The organism is Corynebacterium sp. HMSC073B01, from assembly GCF_001838255.1.
GTDB classification, from domain to species: Bacteria; Actinomycetota; Actinomycetes; order Mycobacteriales; family Mycobacteriaceae; genus Corynebacterium; species Corynebacterium jeikeium_D.
Genome location: NZ_KV836186.1, coordinates 99,600 through 118,590, shown reverse-complemented (window position 1 = coordinate 118,590; position 18,991 = coordinate 99,600). Strand labels below are relative to the sequence as shown.

Here is an 18,991-nt window from a genome sequence, read left to right as displayed (position 1 = left end):
GTCAGCATTACCCGTCATCGACGAGAGGCTCACATGAGCGAAGAACTGGATTTGGCCGCGCTGCAGCCCCGCGAAGTACCAGCTGCTGTTACCAAAACGCTGGAGAATTACCTCAAAAGCCGTGGCGACGATGTCGCGTCGGTCGATGCGGTGTACACCGAGGCCATAGATTCGCTCCACTCCTTCGTCCTCAATGGGGGCAAGCGCGTGCGTCCAGCCTTCGCCTGGCAGGGGTGGTTGGGAGCAGGCGGACTCGAAGGCCGTTTCTCCCCAGCAGAGGATTCCCAGGCTGTGATGAACGCGGTGAGTGCCCTGGAGCTCATTCAAGCCTGCGCACTCATTCATGACGACATCATCGATGACGCTGATACGCGCCGTGGCGCACCGACTATCCACAAGGTATTCGAGGCCAAGCACGAGGCCAATAGCTGGAATGGAGCCGCCGACCGCTTCGGTATTTCGGCCGCAATTCTCATTGGCGATGTCGCTTTGACCTGGGCTGATGACATGATGCACTCTTCAGGTCTCAGCTCGGAGGCACTAACCCGCGCACTTGTCCCCTGGCGGGCTATGCGCACTGAAGTACTTGGCGGCCAACTGCTCGATATCACGGCCGAAGCCAGCCGGGACAGTCGCGTCGAGACCGCTGAGAAAATCAATCTGTTCAAGACCGCCGCCTACACCATCGAGCGGCCTCTCCACATTGGTGCCGCGATTGCCGGCGCGCCAGCGGAATTGGTTGAGGCCTACCGCAGCTTCGGCCGCGATATCGGCGTGGCATTCCAGCTCCGCGACGATCAGCTTGGCGTTTTCGGTGATCCCGAAGTCACGGGCAAGCCCGCCGGCGATGACCTCCGCGAGGGCAAGCGAACCGTCCTGGTCGGCCAGGCTTTGAGCCTCTACCGCGATTCCGCACCTGAAAAGGCCCGCTTTATCGATGAACGCCTGGGAACAGTCTCGTCTGCTGCAGAAATCGATGAGCTACGCAATCTTATCGCTGAATCCGGAGCTGCCGATGCTGTCGAACGTGAAATTGACCGCCTGACCAGCCGCGCTTTCTCCACTATCGAGAATGCAGACCTGCCTGCAACCTCGCGCGAGAACCTCATTGCTATGGGCGTTCGCGCCACCGCTCGTCAGCATTAGACCAGGTGTTGCGTAGTCATGCCCGCTGCTTCCCCCACTCGTGCCCTCAGTAATTCCCCGCGTCTGCGACGTGCGATCACTCGTCCTCATAAGGGCGCCAAACCACGACTGACCATCATCGGCGCAGGCCTGTCCGGACTTACCGCCGCGCTCTACGCCATCGCCGATGGCTACGATGTCACCGTTGTCGAGCGGGAAAGTTTCGTCGGCGGACGCTGCGCCAGTGAACCCGTCACCGTCGACGTCGACGAGCAATCGCTCATCGCAGTCTTCGACACTGGCGCAACTGTATGGACCATGCCCTCGCTTGTCGACGATGCCCTCGCCGCCGTCGGCCTCTACGCGCGCGATATCGACCCGGGTTTTTCGGCCTCCCCAATCACGCCCACCTACCGTGCGGAATTTGCCACCCGCGGCGGGCTCGACGTGTTTTCCAACGAAGACATGATGGCCGATGAGCTCGCCCGCTTCGGCGCCTCTGACTCCACCGTCACCGGCTACCGCAAACTCCGCACGTGGCTGCAAACTCTCTTCAATGCCTGCTTCGACAACTTCATGTCCCGCAGCTTTGACCGCGTTACGGACCTATTCACCGGGCCCGGCGCGCTTCGCGACCTCACTACGCTCCTCCGACTCGGTGCCTTCGGGGCCCTCGAACCTAAGATTCGTGCCTTCCTCGGAGATAATGATCTCGCTCGCGTTTTCAGCTTCCAGGCGCTTTACGCAGGTGTACCTCCTGCTAAGGCCCGTGCGGTCTACGGCTGTATTTCCCACATGGATACCTCGATGGGGGTTTACTATCCGCACTCCCCCGCATTCGGGTCGGGTATAGGCGCCGTCAGCGAGTTGCTCGCCGAGGCCGTCCGTCGAGCTGGCGGCACCATCGACTTCGGCGTTGATGTCACTGGGCTGAAGCTCGACGAGGCAGGCTTTGTCTCCGCCGTCACCACGGCAACTGGCGAGCGTCCCGCCGATGCCGTCATCGCTACTACCGATTTACCTGTGGTGCAGAGCTGGCTTCACGACGCGACTACCTCTGCCGCCAGTAGCTCATCGAAGTGGCGAGGCCTTCGGAGCGTCGTAAAGCGGACAGGAGCGCGGCGGCTGTTCCCGGTTCGATTTTCCCCATCGGCGGTGGTGGCGCACGGACTGATTCCGGTTTCGGAGACGACGACGTGGCCGAAACGGCATCACCTGATTTCGTTTGGCGAAAAGTGGAACGAGACCTTTGAAGAAATCTCGTCACCGCGTCATGGAAAGCTAATGTCGGACCCGTCATTGCTGGTCACCCGGCCTGCGGTGAGCGCGCCGGAGCGTATCGTCACAGATGCGAACGGCGTGCAGTGGGAGCCTGTCAGCGTGCTCGCGCCGTGCCCCAACTTGCAGTCGGCCAATCTGATTTGGTCGCGAATCGGTGGGGACTACGTCGCGAAAATAACCGCTGAGCTGGAGCGGCGCGGACTGATCGGGATCTCTACGAAGTGGCGAGTCGGTCGGATCGATACCCCTCAACAGTGGCAAGAACGTGACATGGGCGTTGGCTCGCCGTTTGGGCTGGCGCATCTGTTCCGACAGACGGGGCCATTCCGTCCCCGCAACTTCTCTCCGAAGATGCCAAAGAATCTGACGCTGGCGGGATCGACGACGGTGCCGGGAGTTGGCGTGCCGACGGTCATGATTTCTGGACGACTTGCGGCACAGCGGTTTGAAACGCCTTAGCTCCTGAATGTCTCCCGGATGTCTGCCGGTGGTCACTGACCAACTAGGATTAATGCATCAGCAATGTATCGATTGTTTAGGTTGACATGAATTTATCGCGGAGTGCTCAGCTGGGTGTCTACGGTGGCATCCTCATTGCTCTGGGCTCCTACGGTTCCGGTGCGAACCGCTACCGTGGCGGCCTTGTCCACGCTCTGGGACTTGACTGGATCACCTATGGTCACGGTCAGATTTTCTGTGAGATTGTGATTTGGGTAGGTATCGCCCTGCTGCTTATCTCGTGGCTGCGCATCGGGCGGGAACTGCTGTTCTCGAAGGGGACTATCCGGGACATTGTGGCCGGTTCTGCCCATTCTGGCGACGCAGCAGACGCTATGGCGTCAGCGAACGCTGGCGGCGATGAGTCCACGTTGCGCCGGTTTAATTCAATCCTGTTGGCCTGGGCAATTCCCCTCGCGCTGGCCGCACCGCTGTTCTCTCGCGATGTCTATTCGTATCTCATGCAGGGTGCGATGGTCCGCGATGGGTTTGATCCCTACACCGAGGGAGCTGCAGCTAATCCAGGGCCGATGCTGCTGGAGGTATCCGCAGACTGGCGGAACACCACCACCCCGTATGGCCCGCTGCATCTGGGAATTGGAGAGGTCATCACGCGGATTGTCGGCGACAACATCACCGTCGGCGTGATTCTCTACCGCATTGTGTGCCTGCTGGGCTTCGCCGCCATTGTCTGGTCGATCCCGCGAATCGCCCGGGAGCTTGGGGCAAATCCGGCTTTCGCACAGTGGCTCGGTGTGCTCAATCCACTGGTGCTACTGCATCTGATTGCGGGTATGCACAACGAGGCACTGATGGTCGGCTTGGTCAGCTTGGCGCTCGTCGCCGCACTGCGCATGGAGCACATGCGGGGTGGCCTGGTCGCCGCTGTCCTCATCGGAATCGGCGTCGCGCTGAAGGCCACCGCTGTCCTGGCGCTGCCCTTCGTCGTGTGGATTGTGTTGACCAGGCGCGAGCCCATCGCCACGGTTCAAGAGATGCTGCGCAAGATTCCGGCGATTGCCGGTGTGGGCATCGTGTTGGTCGCAGTTTGCGTCGGCACGCTTGCAGTGGTGACGTGGCTGACCGGCTCGAGCTGGGGCTGGATTTCCGAGATCAGTGGCAATACCAAGGTGATTAACCCCCTGGCAGCACCGTCAGCGGTCGCTGGTGTGATCTCGGGCGTCACGGCGTGGTTCAACGACGACATCGGTTTCAATGTCATCGTCAGCCACACACGCGTGGTCTCCTCCATCATCATGCTGGTGGGACTCGTGATCTCCTGGTTCTACTTCCGAGCCACCCCTCGTAACAATGTCGCTGGCATGATTGCCGCCTACGTGGTGGCCTGCGTATTTAATGCCGTGGCACTTCCCTGGTACTACGCCAGCTTATTGACTCCCATGGGAACGATTCGCCCGCCACGATGGGTGGTTCAAGGCACCGTGTTGTTCACATTCATCCTGTCGCTGTCCTTCGCCGGCGGCGGCAATCACCGCTTCTACGACGTGCCCTGGATGGTTATCATTACCGTTCTCGGCTGGCTGGCCGTCGGCTGGCTGACCACTGGAAAATTCAGCTGGAAGTACCCGTGGCGTGACGATAAAACCGCCGCAGACACGGATTCCACGGTGGCACCCCTGTCGCGGTCAACCGAGGTCGCATAGTTGTCCATGCCCACCCCACAGCCTCTCTCGACCATCGCGCTGCCACAGTCCTACGAGCTCTGCCGCGATATTATGGCCTCCCACGGTCGCACGTATTCCCTGGCCACGCGACTATTGGCACCCCGCCAACAGCGTGCGGTGTGGTCTCTCTACGCCTGGGCACGCATCGTCGATGACTACGTCGACTGCCCCGCCGACGCCGACCGCTCCCCCACGCACATCGAAGCCACGGTCACACGTTTAAGCGAGCTTTTCCACTCAGCTGTCGTCATCGGTTCGCTTGACGACGTCCACCGCGACCGCGACCGTGCCGTCATCTCGGCGGCCGCACAGACTTTTCGCGACTACGACATCGATCCACAGCTCTCTGCGGACTTTGTTCACTCCATGTTGATGGACGTGCCCGACACATCGTGCCACATTGCGCATTTTGAAACATGGGAGCAACTCGACTCGTATATGTGGGGCTCCGCAGCAGTCATCGGCCTTGAGATGATGCCCATCCTAGGCACCCGCACAGGGGTCTCCCGTGAGGAAGCCACTCCCTACGCAGAGCTCCTGGGAAAAGCCTTTCAGGTGACGAATTTCCTCCGCGACATCGCCGAGGATTTTCGCCGTGGCCGTATTTACCTACCACTGAATGAGTGGGAGGCCTTCGGAGTGGGTACCGAGGAGATCGGCTACTGTGCCGCCACGGGACAGACGACCCCGGCGGTACGTCAGGCATTGGCCTTCTTCATCGCTCGCAACCGCGCACTCTATGCCGAAGCCAGCAGCGGCGTGGACATGTTAGAGGTGCCAGGGCGTCAGGCTATCCGTGCCGCGGAGATTCTCTACTCAGACATTCTCGGCGAAATTGAGCGCATGAACTACAACGTCTTTGCGCAACGCGCTCAAGTGGGACGCGCTCGAAAAGCAAAAATCGCCCTCCCGCTGCTTTTCACAGCAGTGGCCGGGCGATTACGACAGGAGCTATCGCGGGCGTAGGACGGCGGGCGTAGGACGCCGTCCAGGTCTTTACAACGCCATAGCCTGTGCGCGGCGCATTACTTCGCGTGCAAGGTGACCGTGCAGGGCGTCCACCGGACGTCCAGGCAGAGATTCATCTTCGGTGAATAGCCACTCCAGCGTTTCTTCTCGCGTGTAGCCGCCGTCGGCAAGCAATGCGAGTGCGCCAGGTACAAAACGCGCGACCTCATCATCTTCAAAGAAGCGGGCGGGAATTTGTGCAATGCCGTCGCGGTGGACTGCAATAAGGCGACCCTCCTGCAGCAACGCGTGAATTCGGGTGACGGTGACGCCAATGAGGTCAGCGGCATCGGGCAGCGCAAGAGTGGGTTCGTCGGCGCTCAGGACATCGTGGCAAGTTGGAATCTTTCTCACACTGGTCACTTTAGCGCGTTGGCCTTGCAGTAGGTACGTCCCCATATACTTATTAGAAGCAACTGATTGGAACAGGGAAGGCTGGTTTATGTCGCAGCTTGTCGAGGGGCAGATTCTCGATGGTCGCTACCGCATCGGAGCCACCATCGCACACGGTGGCATGAGCACCGTGTACTGCGCCACCGATTTGCGGCTCGATCGCAGGGTGGCCGCAAAGGTCATGGATCCGCGTTTTGTCGACGACGAGTCTTTCCGCATCCGCTTCGAACGTGAGGCCCGCGCGGTCGCGCACCTCAATGACGAGTCGCTTGTCAACGTCTACGACCAGGGCACGGACCCGGCGGGGCATGTTTTCCTCATTATGGAATTCGTCGACGGTGGGACCCTCCGCGAACTGCTCCGTCAGCGCGGTCCGATGCCTCCGCATGCAGCTGCCGTCGTGATGCGCTCAGTTCTGCGCGCCCTATCGGTGGCGCATTCCCGCGGCATGGTGCACCGAGATATCAAGCCGGAAAATGTGCTGATTGCCTCGGACGGGCGAGTGAAGCTGGCGGACTTCGGTCTAGTGCGCGCGGCCGCTGATGCCAAGGTGACCTCTAACTCGGTCATCGTCGGCACCGTCGCTTATCTGGCTCCGGAGCAGGTCACGGGTGAATCCATCTCCCCTGCCTCCGATGTGTATGCGGCGGGTATTTTGCTCTTTGAGCTGCTTACCGGCACCACGCCATTCATCGCCGATTCTTCGCTCGGCGTTGCCATGAAGCGATTGAACGAAGATGTCCCGCCACCCTCGGAGCTCATCGACGGCGTTCCCGAGGAGTTCGACGAGTTGGTCGCCCGCGCTTGTTCCCGCAGGCCGGAGGATCGGTTTGAGACGGCCGAGGAATTCGGTGACGCACTCGAAGACATTGCGGACAAACTCGCGCTGCCACCATTCCGCGTGCCATCGCCCGTCAATTCAGCAGCCGCCAACGCTGCCGCCATGGAGGGGCTCACAGAGGACTTCCACCGACCGGGCAACGACCATTTCGATGACAGACACGGCACCGCAGAGACGGCACCCGAGCGCTTCGGTCACGACGGCTATGGCTTCTCGACGGACGCACCCGGTAGCCCCGTTTCTTCCCGACCACCGGGACCACCAAACGTTTTCGATGATTTCGACGACCCGGATGCGGGGCGGACACGCACTTTCGATCGCTATGACGAGTACAACCCCACTGGCTGGGAATCCCCGGAGCCGTCTGGTGGAGCTCTCGTACCAGCCGACGTTCCAGGCGCTCCGGAATATCCGCTGCCGCCGGACACTCAGGGGCCACAGCACCCACAGCATCCGCAGCCGCGATCTGCTCAGACTCAGACGCCTAAGAGCCGTCGAGCTACCCGACAGCGGACGCGCCGTGGATGTGCATTGTGGCTGATTATCGCCCTGGTTGCCACGTTGGGCATGGGGCTTGGCGCGTGGTGGCTGGGCTCTGGCCGTTATGGCGAAGTGCCCTCTATCACTGGGCTGTCGCAACCACAGGCGATGACCGCAATCAGTGAGGCGGGCTTTGAACCGGTGGTTGATGAGCGCTACGACAACGATGTCGCAGTGTCCCAGATTATTGGCTCGGACCCCCTAGCTGGAGCGCGGGTTGTCCGCGGTGATGATGTTCGCGTACTGGTCAGTCTCGGCCGCCCGACTGTGCCCGCATATCCCGCGAACCACTCAAAGGAAGTGTTCAGCGCTGCCCTAGCTAAGCGGACGTTGAAAGAAGAGGTCGGAGACCCCGTCTTTTCCGATGATGTCTCCACCGGCGGCTTGGTCTTTGCGGTTCCTGCTCCAGGACAGACCGTCGAAGTTGGCTCGGTTGTGACTGTGCATTACTCCAAGGGGCCAGCACCGGTGAAGGTGCCAAAAATCGTGGGCCTTCAAGAGGATGAAGCTCGTGAGCTGTTGAGTAAGGCCGGACTGGAAGTCCGGGAGGTATCGGCGGAGTTCTCCTCCTCTGCTGAGCCGGAAGAGGTTCTTTCCGTGTCTCCTGAGGAAGGCACTGGCCTCGAACGCGGTAGTTCTGTGACGTTGACCATTAACAACGGCATCGAAGTGCCCAATGTCGTGGGCAAGTCGGAGGATACTGCTCGCCAAATTCTGCAGCGCGAGGGCATTGAGGTAAGCGAAGTAAAGGACGCGTCCTCCTCCTCGCGCGACTACGGCCGTGTCGACGCAGTCTCACCGAGTGCAGGTCGTTTGGTTAACCCCAATGATGCGACTGTCACGCTGACGGTGTCCAGAGCAGTGAAGGTTCCGCAGCTGCTGGGTAAAACTGTTGCGCAGGCACGTCGTGAAGCGGAGAAACAGCATCTTCAGCTCGACATCGACGTCTCTGCGAACGAGGAGGATCGCATCGTATTGCAGTCACCCCGACCGGGCGCCAAGGCCACGGCGGGCGACCGCATTTCGGTCAGCACTCTGTAAAAAGTGCAGCGCTCCACTGAACGCGGCGCTGCACCAGCTGGGCTAGTTGTACCTAGCTGAGCTGGTTGCAACTAGTTGCGCAGCATCTCGGCAACCAGGAAGGCCAGCTCCAGCGACTGCTGAGTGTTCAAACGCGGGTCACAGGCGGATGCGTAACGGCCTGGCAGGTCGACATCGGAAATGTCCTGCGCGCCACCGAGGCACTCAGTGACATCTTCGCCGGTCAGCTCCACGTGGATACCGCCCGGGTGTGAACCGATCGAGCGGTGCACCTCGAAGAAGCCCTGAACCTCGTCGACGATGCGGTCGAAGTGGCGGGTCTTGTACCCATTGGAGGCCGAGTAAGTGTTGCCATGCATCGGGTCGCACTGCCAAATGACCTTGTGACCAGAAGCTTCCACAGCCTCAACGATGGGAGGCAGCACGGAGCGAACCTTGTCATTGCCCAGACGCGAAGTCAGGGTCAGGCGACCAGGCTGGAAGAACGGGTCGAGCTTGTCGGCGTAAGTGACAGCCTCCTCCGGCGTGGTGGTCGGGCCAATCTTCACACCGACGGGGTTGCCAATCATGGCAGCCAGGTTGATGTGGAAATCCTCAATGCCACGGGTGCGCTCACCAATCCACAGCTGATGCGCGGAGAGGTTGAACAGCTCCTGGCTGCCATCGTTTTCAGAAAGGCGCAGCATAGCGCGCTCGTAGTCAACAACCAGCGCCTCATGCGAGCAGTAAATCTGCGCGGTCTGCAGGTTCGAGTCCGCAACACCACAGGCAGCCATGAACTGCAGTGCGTGATCAATCTCGCGTGCCAGGTCCTCGTAGCGGGCGCCAGCCGGCGAGTTGCTGACGAACTCACGGTTCCACTCGTGCAGACGGTGCAGGTCAGCGGTGCCCGAACCTGTCAGTGCACGTACCAGGTTCATCGCCGCGGAGGCATTGGCGTAGGCACGCACCATTCGAGCTGGGTCGTGAACTCGAGCTTCTTCGGTCGGCTCAACACCGTTGACCATGTCACCGCGGTAGCTGAGCAAACCGTCGCCGTCGATGTCCTTCGAGCGCGGCTTGGCGTACTGACCAGCGATACGAGCCATCTTCACGACCGGAGTGGATGCGCCGTAGGTCAGCACAACGGCCATCTGCAGCAAGGTCTTCACATTGGCGCGGATGTGCGGCTCAGTATTGGACTCAAAGGTCTCCGCACAATCACCGCCCTGCAACAGGAAGGCCTTACCATTAGCGACGTCGGCAAGCTCCTGACGAAGCTTGCGAACCTCAGGCGCGACCACAATTGGCGGCACCGATTCGAGAATGCGACGCACGTTTGCAGCGGCGCGGGCATCCCAGCTTGGCTGCTGTAGGGCTTGGCGGGATACGACATCAGCAAAGCGCTCAGCCATGTCTCCGGGAAGCGGTGGCAGATCGGGCAGGTCATCTACAGGGAGATCAATAGTCCAACTCACAGAAGTTCATTGTAGTGCCCCTGCCAGAAGGGTGTTAGTCAGGTCACCAAATATTCGAATTCCGTTGCTTAATCAAGCGGCAACTTCTGTGCAATCTTTTGAAACTTCAGCAGATTGTGCTGGGCATCTGCCAGCGCGTCGTGCTTACCTGCAGTCTGTTTCGGCAACCGTGGCTTGCCCGCCATCTCCCAGTACTGCTTGAGTTCACGGGTATAACGTGGCATGAACTGCGGCAGCTTGGTCATATCACCCCAAAGCTGCACCAACGCAATGTGATCGTAGGCGCCTACCCAAGCCCACAGCTCTGGGCTGCCCGTACCGGGTTCGGTGAAAAATGCCAGCAGTTCCTCGCGGATCGTGTCCCGGTTCTTCCACAGCGGAGATGAGGGGTTGGGCAGCTGATTGAGCACGTTGGCCCGCACCCACGGGCCGGCCTTGCTCTCATTGAACTCGGTAGACACCGCGTAGTATTCGCGGCCGTCCTCAGCTACGACACCGATGGAGACAAGATCAATAGTCTTGCCGTCTTCAATAAACTCGGTGTCATAAAAATAACGCACGGTGTGGAATCCTCTCCAGCCTCGGCCTCGCGTCGGCTACCTCGCGACCAAAAGACCGTGGAGCCCTACCGAGCAAATCTTACCCATGCACCGAATCGCCATAGGAAGTGTGCAGCCCCACTGTCGCGAAAACTATCTGCGCCTAATTATTCTAGCGAGCGCGTCGGAACCAGCGACGAGGGGTCGGCTTCGGCCCCGGAGCCGGAGTAGTGAGCTCTCCACCCGGTTCGGTTCCCGCTGGATAGCCGGTGCCGGCCTCCAAGGACTTCTTCACATCAGTCGCGTAAGCATCGACATATTCCTGACCAGAAAGCTTCTGAATTTCCTTAATCAGGTCATCCGTCAGTGCCCTGGCCGCTTCATACTCATCGCTGTACTTGGCTTTGTACTCCGACGGATCAATCGGATCACCGATAATCGTGCCGACCTTCACCGGACGAGGAATCCACGAACCAATCGGGTTGGCTTTCTCCGTATCAATCATCGCCATTGGGAACACCGGCACACCGGCCTCCAGCGCGACACGTGCCGCACCGGTTTTACCGCGGTACAGTCGACCATCGGGACTACGGGTGCCTTCCAAGGAAATGCCCAGCAGGTCACCGCGTGACAGCACCTTCAAGCCGGCGTTCAGCGCATCGCGAGCTGCATCACCAGAGGTACGGTCAATCGGCACCTGCCCCACCGAGGAGAAGAAGAACTTCTGGATACCGCCGACAAAGCCCGGCGTGGTGAAGTACTCCGCCTTCGCCAGGAACGTCAGCTGACGACGGCAGACCAGTGGGAAGAAAAAGTGATCCATCACAGCAAGGTGGTTCGACGCCATCAGCGCTGGACCTTCCTGAGGAATCTTCTCACCACCGATGTAGTACGGGCGATTATAGATCCGCAGCCAAGGGCCAATGAGGATGTACTTAAAGAACTTGTACCAGCGATTATTCACAGTTTAAAACTATACAGGTTCAGTTGGTCCGACGATCCATCTCCGCAGCCATTCCCCCACCTTTTCGCGGGCGAATCCCCTTGAATCCCCAAATTGACGCTTTACGACGATGTCGCACCCTCGGCAGCCACAACGCTGCGCGCAATATCCGCCGCACCAATCAACCCAGCATCCGCACCTAGTTCAGCGACCCGCACATCCGCTACCGGACGATAGCCAGCGCCGGTGAGATTGCGGGCAAACTCGGCCTTGGCCTTGTCCAGGTATAGATCAGACGCCGAGGCAACACCGCCACCGATAACAATCAATTCCGGATCAAAGACATCGCCCACCATCGACAGGCCACGCCCCAGCCAGGTAGCAAAGTCATCAATCGCAGCTAGAGCCAATTCATCCCCCGGGCGAGCAGCCGAGACGACATCGGTACCAGTTACCGAGCCGGCCACGAGCCCGTCGGTAAGCCGCGAGAAGTAGCGACCGGATTCAGAGAGTTCCTGAGCGGTGGTAACCAACGCCGTACCCGAGCAGTAACGCTCCAAGCAACCACGCTTTCCGCAGGAGCAGGGACGACCATCCGGCACAACGGTGAGGTGGCCGAATTCCGGCGCCGTGCCGTACGCGCCACGGTAAATCTCACCACCCTGCATCATCGCGCCGCCGATTCCCGTACCCAGCGCAAACAGCACCCAATTATCCGCACCGCGAGCCGCACCAAAGCGATACTCACCCCAGGCGGCCGAGTTGGCATCGTGCTCAAGCTGCAGCGGACATGGGAGAAGCAAGGATAAACGCTTGACGACGTTCGCATCGCGCCACGGCAGATGCGGGGCGAAACGAACCGTCTGGCGGTCAGAATCCAAAAAACCAGCTACAGCTAAACCGATGGCGCTGACATCTGGAAAGCGTTCAACCAAGCGCTCGGATGTCTGGACAATGCCACGTTCAATGGCATCCACACTGCCATCAGAACTGGTCTGAACTCGATACAACACCTGCCCATCAGCGCTGACCACTGCAGCGCGCAGGTTTGTTCCACCAATATCAAAACCGATAGCCGGGCGATCAGCGGCGTCGGACTCGTCTGAGTTCGGATGAATCGGAATATCGGTGGACATAACAGTTGATTATAAAGGGATTGCGCAGGTTCGGAGAATTCGGCGAGCCCGAGCAGCCATGACCTCCCAGGTCCACGACTGCACAACATGCTCCCGACCACAGGCCCCCATCGCCGCCGCGCGCTCCGGATCATCCAAAACCTCAACCAGCCCGGTGGCGACGCTGCGCTTCGAGGCCCCGTCGACAACGATGCCAGTTTCGCCATCGATAACTGTCTCCGGAGCACCACCGGACTTGCCAGCTATGACAGGGACACCGCAGGCCTGTGCTTCCAAGTAGACAATGCCGAGGCCTTCTACATCGAGGCCACGTCCGCGGGTTCGGGCGGGCATGGCGAAGACGCTGGCCGCATTGTAATAAGCGGGGAGGTCATCATAAGAGACCTTTCCGGCAAAAATAACCTGCTCGGAGACCCCGAGCTTTACTGCCAGCTTTTTCAATTCTCGGTTCAACGGACCAACACCCACGATCAGCAATCTGGCATCCGGGTGCTGCTCAAGAACCTTAGGCATGCTGCGAATCAGCATATCCTGCCCTTTTCGGCGCACTAGCCGAGAAATACAGACGATAAGCGGCTGGGATTCACCAATTCCGTGGTGCTGCCGGATCTTCTGTCCCGCCTCGGGGTCCGGGGAGAATCGCTCGATATCGACACCGGAAGGCAGGCGTTCAAATGCTGTTTGCGGACCAAAGGCTGCCGCAAATCGACCACGGGTGTAGCGGGAAATATAGGTCACAACATCGGAGCTCTTACCAATGCGCCTCAGCATCTGGCGGGCCAATGGCAGCATCGACCAGCCCACTTCATGTCCGTGAGTGGTAGCAACGATGCGGGTGGCACCTGCGCGACGACATGCGTCGGCAAGCAAACCAAGTGGCGCGGCGGCACCAAACCAGACGGTGTCAATGCGTTCGGTGCGAATAATCTGAGCGGCGCGACGAGCTACGTGCGGCAGTGGCAGCAGCACGGAATCACGCATGCGATAAACACGGTACGGTAGCGACTCGTCGTAGGCGCGGAGCTTTTCTTCGGGGGCTCGCGAGGACGCGAGGACTACGAGGTTCTCCGGGGCCAAACGAGCACAGAAATCACGCAGGTAGGACTCGATTCCACCATCGCGAGGCGGGAAATCATTCGTAATGAGCAGTACGCGCGCAGACATGGAGCCGAGTTTATCTACCTTGACTAAAAGGACGCGAGGTCACCTGCCGCTAGTTAGAAGCGGACAGCGCCTTGGTACGGGCCACCTTGGTCGATGGAAACGACCTGGACTGGAATACCGTAGTCGGAAGCATGGACAATCTGACCATTGCCGATGTACATGCCCACGTGCGTGATTCCCGGGTAGTAACCGATGATGTCGCCCGGCTGCAGCTGGTCGCGGCTCACCGGAGTACCACCGGCGAGCTGTGCCTGCGAGGTCCGCGGGATGGACTTACCAATCTGCTGGTACGCCCAGTACATCAGGCCGGAGCAGTCGAATGCGGAGGGACCAGCAGCTCCCCACGAGTACGGGGAACCCAGCTTCGACATCGCGGCATCAACTGCGGCGGAAGATCCGAGCAGTTTGTCCAACCCTTCGGTAATTGGGTTGTTCTTGGAAATCCAGATTTCCCGCTGTTCGGGGCTCAGCGATTCAACCATGGACTTGACATGCTCGGCGCGCTCATCAAATTCGGCACTGCGCTTGTCCAAATCATCGCGACGCTTAGCCAGGTCATCGAGCTGCTTGCGGATATCGCCCTGCAGACGCAGCGCATTGGCCTTACCATCCTCGGCATCCTTGCGGGCTTGCACCGCACGGCTGACGACTTCATCGTTGTCGCGGAACATCTTGTTGATGTAACCGGCACGGTCGATAGCGTCCTGAGCACTGGCAGATCCCAGGGCGGCCGACAATGGGTCGACGATTTCACCACGCATCCGCTTCTTCGCGAAGTAAGAAATCTCACCAGAGAGCGCCTTGAGGTCATCCTGTGCTCGGAGAACCTGATCCTCAGAGTGCTTCAGCTCCCCCTCGGCGTGCCGGAGTTCCTCTTCCTTGGCCTGAACCTGGGAATCCAGCTCGGTAACTTCCTCAGAAACCGCTTCGGCATCCCGAGAAATCTTCTCCAGCTCTGCAATAATGCCGCCTGCAGTAGCCAGATCCGGGGCTGGCTGTTCATCCTGTGCAGAGGCAATCGGCGCCAAACCTACGGAGCCAAAGGTTAGCCCAGTCACGACCGTAAGCCCGACTACACCGCGACGAGAGTTGTGGCGACGGCGAGAGGCACGGTGACGCGACAAATCCAAACCCTTTTCAAGTTGTGTATTCAAATTTCTTCCCCGAAAAACAAAACATCAAACCACTTGACGCATTCGAGCAAATTGTAGCAGCCTTGCCGCGGAACAACACACCGACAAACCGCCAGCACAAAGGGGTATCCAAAGGGAGTAACCAGGACAGCCCTTCGACTCCACGCATTGCGTAACCGCAGTAGAAAAACAAAAAATGAGGCGAGCGCCCCTATAGTGCTTTACGACGCGCATAGCGTCAGCACCCGGGCGCTCGCCTCAGTGCCCCCCTCGGTAAAAAGAGAGTCAAGGCTCTGCGGGGCATCAAGGCCCCGCAGGTTGTCATCCGTTCAAACAGATTAGAAGCGGACGAAGTTGTGAACCGGCATGTAGTTCATCGGAGCTTCCTTGACGACATCGCCGGACTGCGGAGCGTGAATCACGTTGCCGTTGCCGGAGAAGATGCCGACGTGGGTAGCGCCAGAGTAGAAGGAAACGATGTCACCCAGTGCCGGGCTGGAGACCGCGGTACCCTGGGAAGCCTGCGCCTGGGAGGTACGCGGGATCGACTTACCGACCTGCTGGTATGCCCAGGAGGTCAGACCGGAGCAGTCGAAAGAGTTCGGACCGGTAGCGCCCCACACATACGGGGAACCGATCTTGGAACGTGCAGCGGAGACGATAGCCGAACCAGTGGACGGTGCTGCAACGTTTGCAACGCTGCCGGAGGTAACCTCACCTGCGATGTCATTGAACTTGCCAACAACATCCTGCATACCTGCAACCTGCGGGGTATCGAAGCCGTTCAGTGCGCCCTGGATGTCGTTCAGCGGGTTAGCGTTAGCGGTCGGAACTGCGAGAGCGGTAACGCCGGCGACAGTTGCGCCAAATGCGACTGCGTTGCGTGCAAAGCTAGAACGGCGGTGGTGCTTGCCCATTGTTTTGAAACTCCAAAATCTTCCTGTTTAGCCGACCGGGTTAGCTGACGGGTTCGGAAGAATGGAAGACTTCCTACCCTCCGGGATTTCCCTTTGGGATTCACCCCATGGTTCGAGGTGGGTCCCCGGCTCGAATCCCCTGAGGCTCTCACTACTTAGACCCTCAGGACCTTCGATAAGGCTCTGTGTTTTCTTATCAATGACCGGCACCAACTCAGTGGCCCCGTTTCAATGTCTCGATAAGGTTACGAAATGGCATCAAGTTTTGTCTAGCCGTTTGTCCAGAAAACCGCTCGAGGTCCGGTTGTTACCATCGATAGAACTAAACCGTTACCAAGCTGTTACAACTAGACACTCCCCCCATAGCGGAATAATAACAGTTTGATAAACGTGCCACTATCTGGCATTTTGAAGTCCGCCGAGAACTTTACACTTAATGCCTTAAAGTCGACACATTTTTATCGCGGGCTCAAAACGTGTTTTATGTCACACCCCAGCTTGCAACAGCTCAATTTGCTCAAGTTTCACAGTTTTAACACCGCTAGGAGCGCTCAGAATAGGATTATTGATGTGGATTCAGGACAACAGCACTTCCCTCTCGAAGGCACCGTCGATGATTCTCTTTTCAACACCACCTTTGTCGTCGTAGACCTAGAAACGACTGGACTGAAGGCCAAGAACGACCACATCATTGAAATTGGGGCCATCAAAACCCGTGGCGGTAAGACGATTGGCACCTTTTCCAGCTTCATCGACCCCGGCATGGAGATCCCCGACCACATCACATCTCTCACCGGCATCACTACCGCCGATGTTGAAACTGCTCCACAGCTCGGCACAGTTATTACTCAGTTCCTCGAATTTGCCCGGGGAAGCGTCTGGGTTGCGCATAATGCCAAGTTCGATATTGGATTCCTCCGCCAGGCTTGCACAGATTTGGGCCTAGATTGGCCGAGCCCCAGTGTCGTAGACACTCTCACGTTGGCGCGTCGCGTCCTCGACCGCTCACAAGTTGGCAGTTTCAAGCTCTCACAGCTCGCACGGTACGTCGGTTCTCCGAATCGCCCTACCCACCGGGCGCTTGACGACGCAATCGCAACCGTCGACGTCCTTCACTACCTCATGGAGAGACTAGCTGGCGATGAAGTACAAACAGCGTCCGAGCTAGTGCACTACTCGCCCACCGTCGCTCCAGAGGTTCGTGCTAAACGGCACCTTGCCGATGGAGCTCCGCACACCCCTGGTGTCTATGTTTTTCGGTCAAGAAATGACGACCCCTTATATATAGGTACAGCTCTCGATTTGCGACGTAGACTTCTGCAGTATTTCAACGGCACTGATTCTCGTCGCAAGATTACGGAAATGGTCTCTCTAGCCGAACGCGTCGAGATCATCGAGTGCCCGCACGGCTTCGCTGCAGAAATCCGCGAGGGCCGTCTGATCTCTGCACTCCGTCCGCCCTACAACCGACAACGCACCGAACCAACCCGCGGCTGGTACATCGTCCCCACTAGCCCCGGTCGGCCTGCCAAGATTAGCCGGACAGTCACCGACGCCCGCGGCCTAGGTCCTTTCCGCACGCGCGACACCGCTACCGCCATCCGCGACAGGTTCTCTGCGCTTAACGACGACTTTGCGATAACAACCACCCAGATCTCTACCACCGGCGCAGACGAGATCGCAGACATGATTGCAGAGATATCAGCACTTGCCGAAGCACACCGCTTCCAACGCGCGGCAGTGCAGCGTGACCGCACTGCGGAGTTCATTATCAGCTTGGACAAGCAGCAGCGCCTGAGCATGCTTGCCGCCATCCCATCTCTGCAAGCCGCTTTCCCCGATGGCAATGGAGGCTGGCACCTAGCGGAAATTCGCTACGGCAGGTTGGCCGGCGCCTGCACCGCACCACGTGGCGCGGATATGAACTACATCATCGACCTCATGGTGAGTTCGGCCCAAACAGTCACTCCAGATGACTCCTTATATAAAGGAGCATCAATTGATGAACTCAGTATTATCTGGAAATGGCTGCAGCGCCCGGAGGTACGAATAAAGCCCACCGGAGGCGAGTTTTCCTACCCTAGGCTGGGCGCAGGAAAATACCTTCAGTGGGCAATTGACGCGCAGCAAGCACGTCGTGAAGCGCGACGCGAACCTTAACCCTTCATCGCCGCGGTAAGGATGTCCAAGCACAGCCCCGACTGGAGCGTTTCCTTGACCTCTTCAATGGAGTCGGCCATAGCTTCCTTTAGTGGACGGCCACTCAGACCACGCGAAATGGCGATCGCGGCAGCGGAGTTAAGGATGACTGCATCGCGAATCGGGCCTTCGAGCTCGCCAGCCCAAATGCGACGTGCAACATCAGCGTTGTAAGCAGGGTCACCGCCACGCAGCGCGTCAATTTCGGAGTACTCCATGCCATAGTCATGTGGATCGATGACATCTTCGGCAACTCCACCGTTTTCCACAATAAAGACCTTGGTGGGGCCAGTAACGGTAATCTCGTCGAGGCCATCGCTTCCGCGAACCACCAGCGCGCGCTGACCACGGCGGGCGAAGGTGTCCGCCATCGTCTCCATCTGATCTTCGAAGGCACAGCCAATCAAGCTCGCCTGCGGGCGTGCTGGATTCGTCAGCGGCCCCAACAGGTTGAAGACTGTCGGAACCGCTAGCTCCTTACGCACCGGTCCAGCGAAGCGCATGGCCGGATGAAAGCGAGCGGCAAAGAGGAAGCGCACGTAGAAATCCGGATGTTCCGGAGAAGTAACGAGACCGTTCTCAATGTCGATGCCAAAGGCCTCCAGCATGTCAGCTCCGCCCGACTTCGAGGAAGCCGCGCGGTTACCGTGCTTGAGCACCGGCACACCGCTGGCCGCGATAACAATCATGGACATCGTGGAGATGTTGACGGTATTTGCGCCATCACCACCGGTGCCGACGATATCGACTGCTCCACGCTCAATAACACCGGCGAGCTGTGGATCATGAACTGGGCGGGCAAATGAAAGCATGCCTTCAGCCGCAGCATCGAGCTCGGCAGCCGTAATCCCCTTGGCGAGGAGACCGAAAGCAAACGTTGCGGTCTGCACGTCTCCGGAAGCACCAGACATGATCTGATCCATGGCGAATCGAATGCCCTCACCGGAAACTTCGCGGCCAGCGCCAATCGTGGAGAGAACATGGCGCCAGTTCTCGACCGCCCTCTTATCGCCGATCTCGCTCATCGCCACTCCCTTCCACTAGATAGTCAAGTCTGTACCCGTACAGTATTAATACAACTGCACCTAGGT

15 protein-coding genes and 1 riboswitch are annotated in these 18,991 nt (G+C 59.0%); of the genes, 6 read left to right on the top strand and 9 right to left on the bottom strand.

Annotation, left to right across the window (positions count from 1 at the left end):
* The first annotated feature begins 33 nt into the window (after window positions 1-33).
* From HMPREF2849_RS09740 to HMPREF2849_RS09725, 4 genes are all read left to right on the top strand, one after another.
* The gene (locus tag HMPREF2849_RS09740) at window positions 34-1,146 is read left to right on the top strand and encodes a polyprenyl synthetase family protein (protein WP_049182151.1); all 1,113 of its coding nucleotides are present in this window, start codon (window positions 34-36) and stop codon (window positions 1,144-1,146) included.
* Between the two features lie 18 nt (window positions 1,147-1,164).
* Complete coding sequence (gene crtI / locus HMPREF2849_RS09735; protein WP_070600867.1) at window positions 1,165-2,865, top strand: phytoene desaturase family protein; 1,701 nt, start codon at window positions 1,165-1,167, stop codon at window positions 2,863-2,865.
* An 86-nt stretch (window positions 2,866-2,951) separates the two neighbouring features.
* Window positions 2,952-4,568, top strand: a complete 1,617-nt coding sequence (locus tag HMPREF2849_RS09730) for an alpha-(1->6)-mannopyranosyltransferase A (protein ID WP_070600868.1) — start codon at window positions 2,952-2,954, stop codon at window positions 4,566-4,568.
* A 6-nt stretch (window positions 4,569-4,574) separates the two neighbouring features.
* Entirely contained in the window at window positions 4,575-5,555 is a 981-nt protein-coding gene (locus HMPREF2849_RS09725; RefSeq protein WP_049170403.1) for a phytoene/squalene synthase family protein, read from the top strand.
* A 30-nt stretch (window positions 5,556-5,585) separates the two neighbouring features.
* Here the strand turns inward: HMPREF2849_RS09725 and HMPREF2849_RS09720 are convergent, their stop codons facing one another.
* Window positions 5,586-5,960 (bottom strand): Rv2175c family DNA-binding protein, encoded by a 375-nt coding sequence (locus tag HMPREF2849_RS09720; RefSeq protein WP_005510311.1) that lies wholly within the window; start codon window positions 5,958-5,960, stop codon window positions 5,586-5,588.
* 79 nt (window positions 5,961-6,039) lie between these two features.
* Here HMPREF2849_RS09720 and HMPREF2849_RS09715 point away from each other — a divergent pair, with 79 nt between their 5' ends.
* Window positions 6,040-8,412 carry a Stk1 family PASTA domain-containing Ser/Thr kinase gene (locus HMPREF2849_RS09715; protein WP_070862929.1) on the top strand — a complete coding sequence of 791 codons (2,373 nt, stop codon included), beginning with the start codon at window positions 6,040-6,042 and terminating at the stop codon, window positions 8,410-8,412.
* Between the two features lie 71 nt (window positions 8,413-8,483).
* On the opposite strand, the gene HMPREF2849_RS09710 is transcribed toward HMPREF2849_RS09715, so the two are convergent.
* From HMPREF2849_RS09710 to HMPREF2849_RS09680, 7 genes are all read right to left on the bottom strand, one after another.
* Window positions 8,484-9,869, bottom strand: coding sequence for a class II 3-deoxy-7-phosphoheptulonate synthase (locus tag HMPREF2849_RS09710; RefSeq protein ID WP_070429538.1), 1,386 nt, complete (start codon window positions 9,867-9,869; stop codon window positions 8,484-8,486).
* 68 nt (window positions 9,870-9,937) lie between these two features.
* Window positions 9,938-10,429 carry a polyadenylate-specific 3'-exoribonuclease AS gene (locus tag HMPREF2849_RS09705; RefSeq protein ID WP_016423018.1) on the bottom strand — a complete coding sequence of 164 codons (492 nt, stop codon included), beginning with the start codon at window positions 10,427-10,429 and terminating at the stop codon, window positions 9,938-9,940.
* A 151-nt stretch (window positions 10,430-10,580) separates the two neighbouring features.
* The gene (locus tag HMPREF2849_RS09700) at window positions 10,581-11,372 is read right to left on the bottom strand and encodes a lysophospholipid acyltransferase family protein (RefSeq protein WP_049170252.1); all 792 of its coding nucleotides are present in this window, start codon (window positions 11,370-11,372) and stop codon (window positions 10,581-10,583) included.
* 101 nt (window positions 11,373-11,473) lie between these two features.
* Complete coding sequence (locus HMPREF2849_RS09695) at window positions 11,474-12,487, bottom strand: ROK family protein (RefSeq protein ID WP_070862928.1); 1,014 nt, start codon at window positions 12,485-12,487, stop codon at window positions 11,474-11,476.
* A gap of 9 nt (window positions 12,488-12,496) precedes the next feature.
* Window positions 12,497-13,651, bottom strand: coding sequence for a glycosyltransferase family 4 protein (locus tag HMPREF2849_RS09690; RefSeq protein ID WP_070862927.1), 1,155 nt, complete (start codon window positions 13,649-13,651; stop codon window positions 12,497-12,499).
* A gap of 53 nt (window positions 13,652-13,704) precedes the next feature.
* Window positions 13,705-14,775: an NlpC/P60 family protein gene (locus HMPREF2849_RS09685; RefSeq protein ID WP_371259588.1), complete on the bottom strand. Its 1,071-nt coding sequence runs from the start codon at window positions 14,773-14,775 to the stop codon at window positions 13,705-13,707.
* A 347-nt stretch (window positions 14,776-15,122) separates the two neighbouring features.
* On the bottom strand, window positions 15,123-15,701 hold the full coding sequence (locus HMPREF2849_RS09680) for a C40 family peptidase (protein ID WP_070862925.1): 579 nt from the start codon (window positions 15,699-15,701) through the stop codon (window positions 15,123-15,125).
* Between the two features lie 14 nt (window positions 15,702-15,715).
* Window positions 15,716-15,858: riboswitch (cyclic di-AMP (ydaO/yuaA leader) on the bottom strand.
* A gap of 413 nt (window positions 15,859-16,271) precedes the next feature.
* Here HMPREF2849_RS09680 and HMPREF2849_RS09675 point away from each other — a divergent pair.
* Window positions 16,272-17,861 (top strand): DEDD exonuclease domain-containing protein, encoded by a 1,590-nt coding sequence (locus HMPREF2849_RS09675; protein WP_070862924.1) that lies wholly within the window; start codon window positions 16,272-16,274, stop codon window positions 17,859-17,861.
* Here HMPREF2849_RS09675 and trpD read toward each other — a convergent pair.
* Complete coding sequence (gene trpD, locus HMPREF2849_RS09670) at window positions 17,858-18,925, bottom strand: anthranilate phosphoribosyltransferase (protein ID WP_049192934.1); 1,068 nt, start codon at window positions 18,923-18,925, stop codon at window positions 17,858-17,860. The two genes, HMPREF2849_RS09675 and trpD, sit on opposite strands and share 4 nt — an antisense overlap.
* Window positions 18,926-18,991 lie beyond the last annotated feature (66 nt).

Coding starts and splice junctions, on each gene's coding strand:
- HMPREF2849_RS09680 (WP_070862925.1), bottom strand. CDS start 15,701: ATGGGCAAGCACCACCGCCGTTCTAGCTTTGCACGCAACGCAGTCGCA.
- crtI (WP_070600867.1), top strand. CDS start 1,165: ATGCCCGCTGCTTCCCCCACTCGTGCCCTCAGTAATTCCCCGCGTCTG.
- HMPREF2849_RS09690 (WP_070862927.1), bottom strand. CDS start 13,651: ATGTCTGCGCGCGTACTGCTCATTACGAATGATTTCCCGCCTCGCGAT.
- HMPREF2849_RS09740 (WP_049182151.1), top strand. CDS start 34: ATGAGCGAAGAACTGGATTTGGCCGCGCTGCAGCCCCGCGAAGTACCA.
- trpD (WP_049192934.1), bottom strand. CDS start 18,925: ATGAGCGAGATCGGCGATAAGAGGGCGGTCGAGAACTGGCGCCATGTT.
- HMPREF2849_RS09715 (WP_070862929.1), top strand. CDS start 6,040: ATGTCGCAGCTTGTCGAGGGGCAGATTCTCGATGGTCGCTACCGCATC.
- HMPREF2849_RS09695 (WP_070862928.1), bottom strand. CDS start 12,487: ATGTCCACCGATATTCCGATTCATCCGAACTCAGACGAGTCCGACGCC.
- HMPREF2849_RS09725 (WP_049170403.1), top strand. CDS start 4,575: ATGCCCACCCCACAGCCTCTCTCGACCATCGCGCTGCCACAGTCCTAC.
- HMPREF2849_RS09730 (WP_070600868.1), top strand. CDS start 2,952: ATGAATTTATCGCGGAGTGCTCAGCTGGGTGTCTACGGTGGCATCCTC.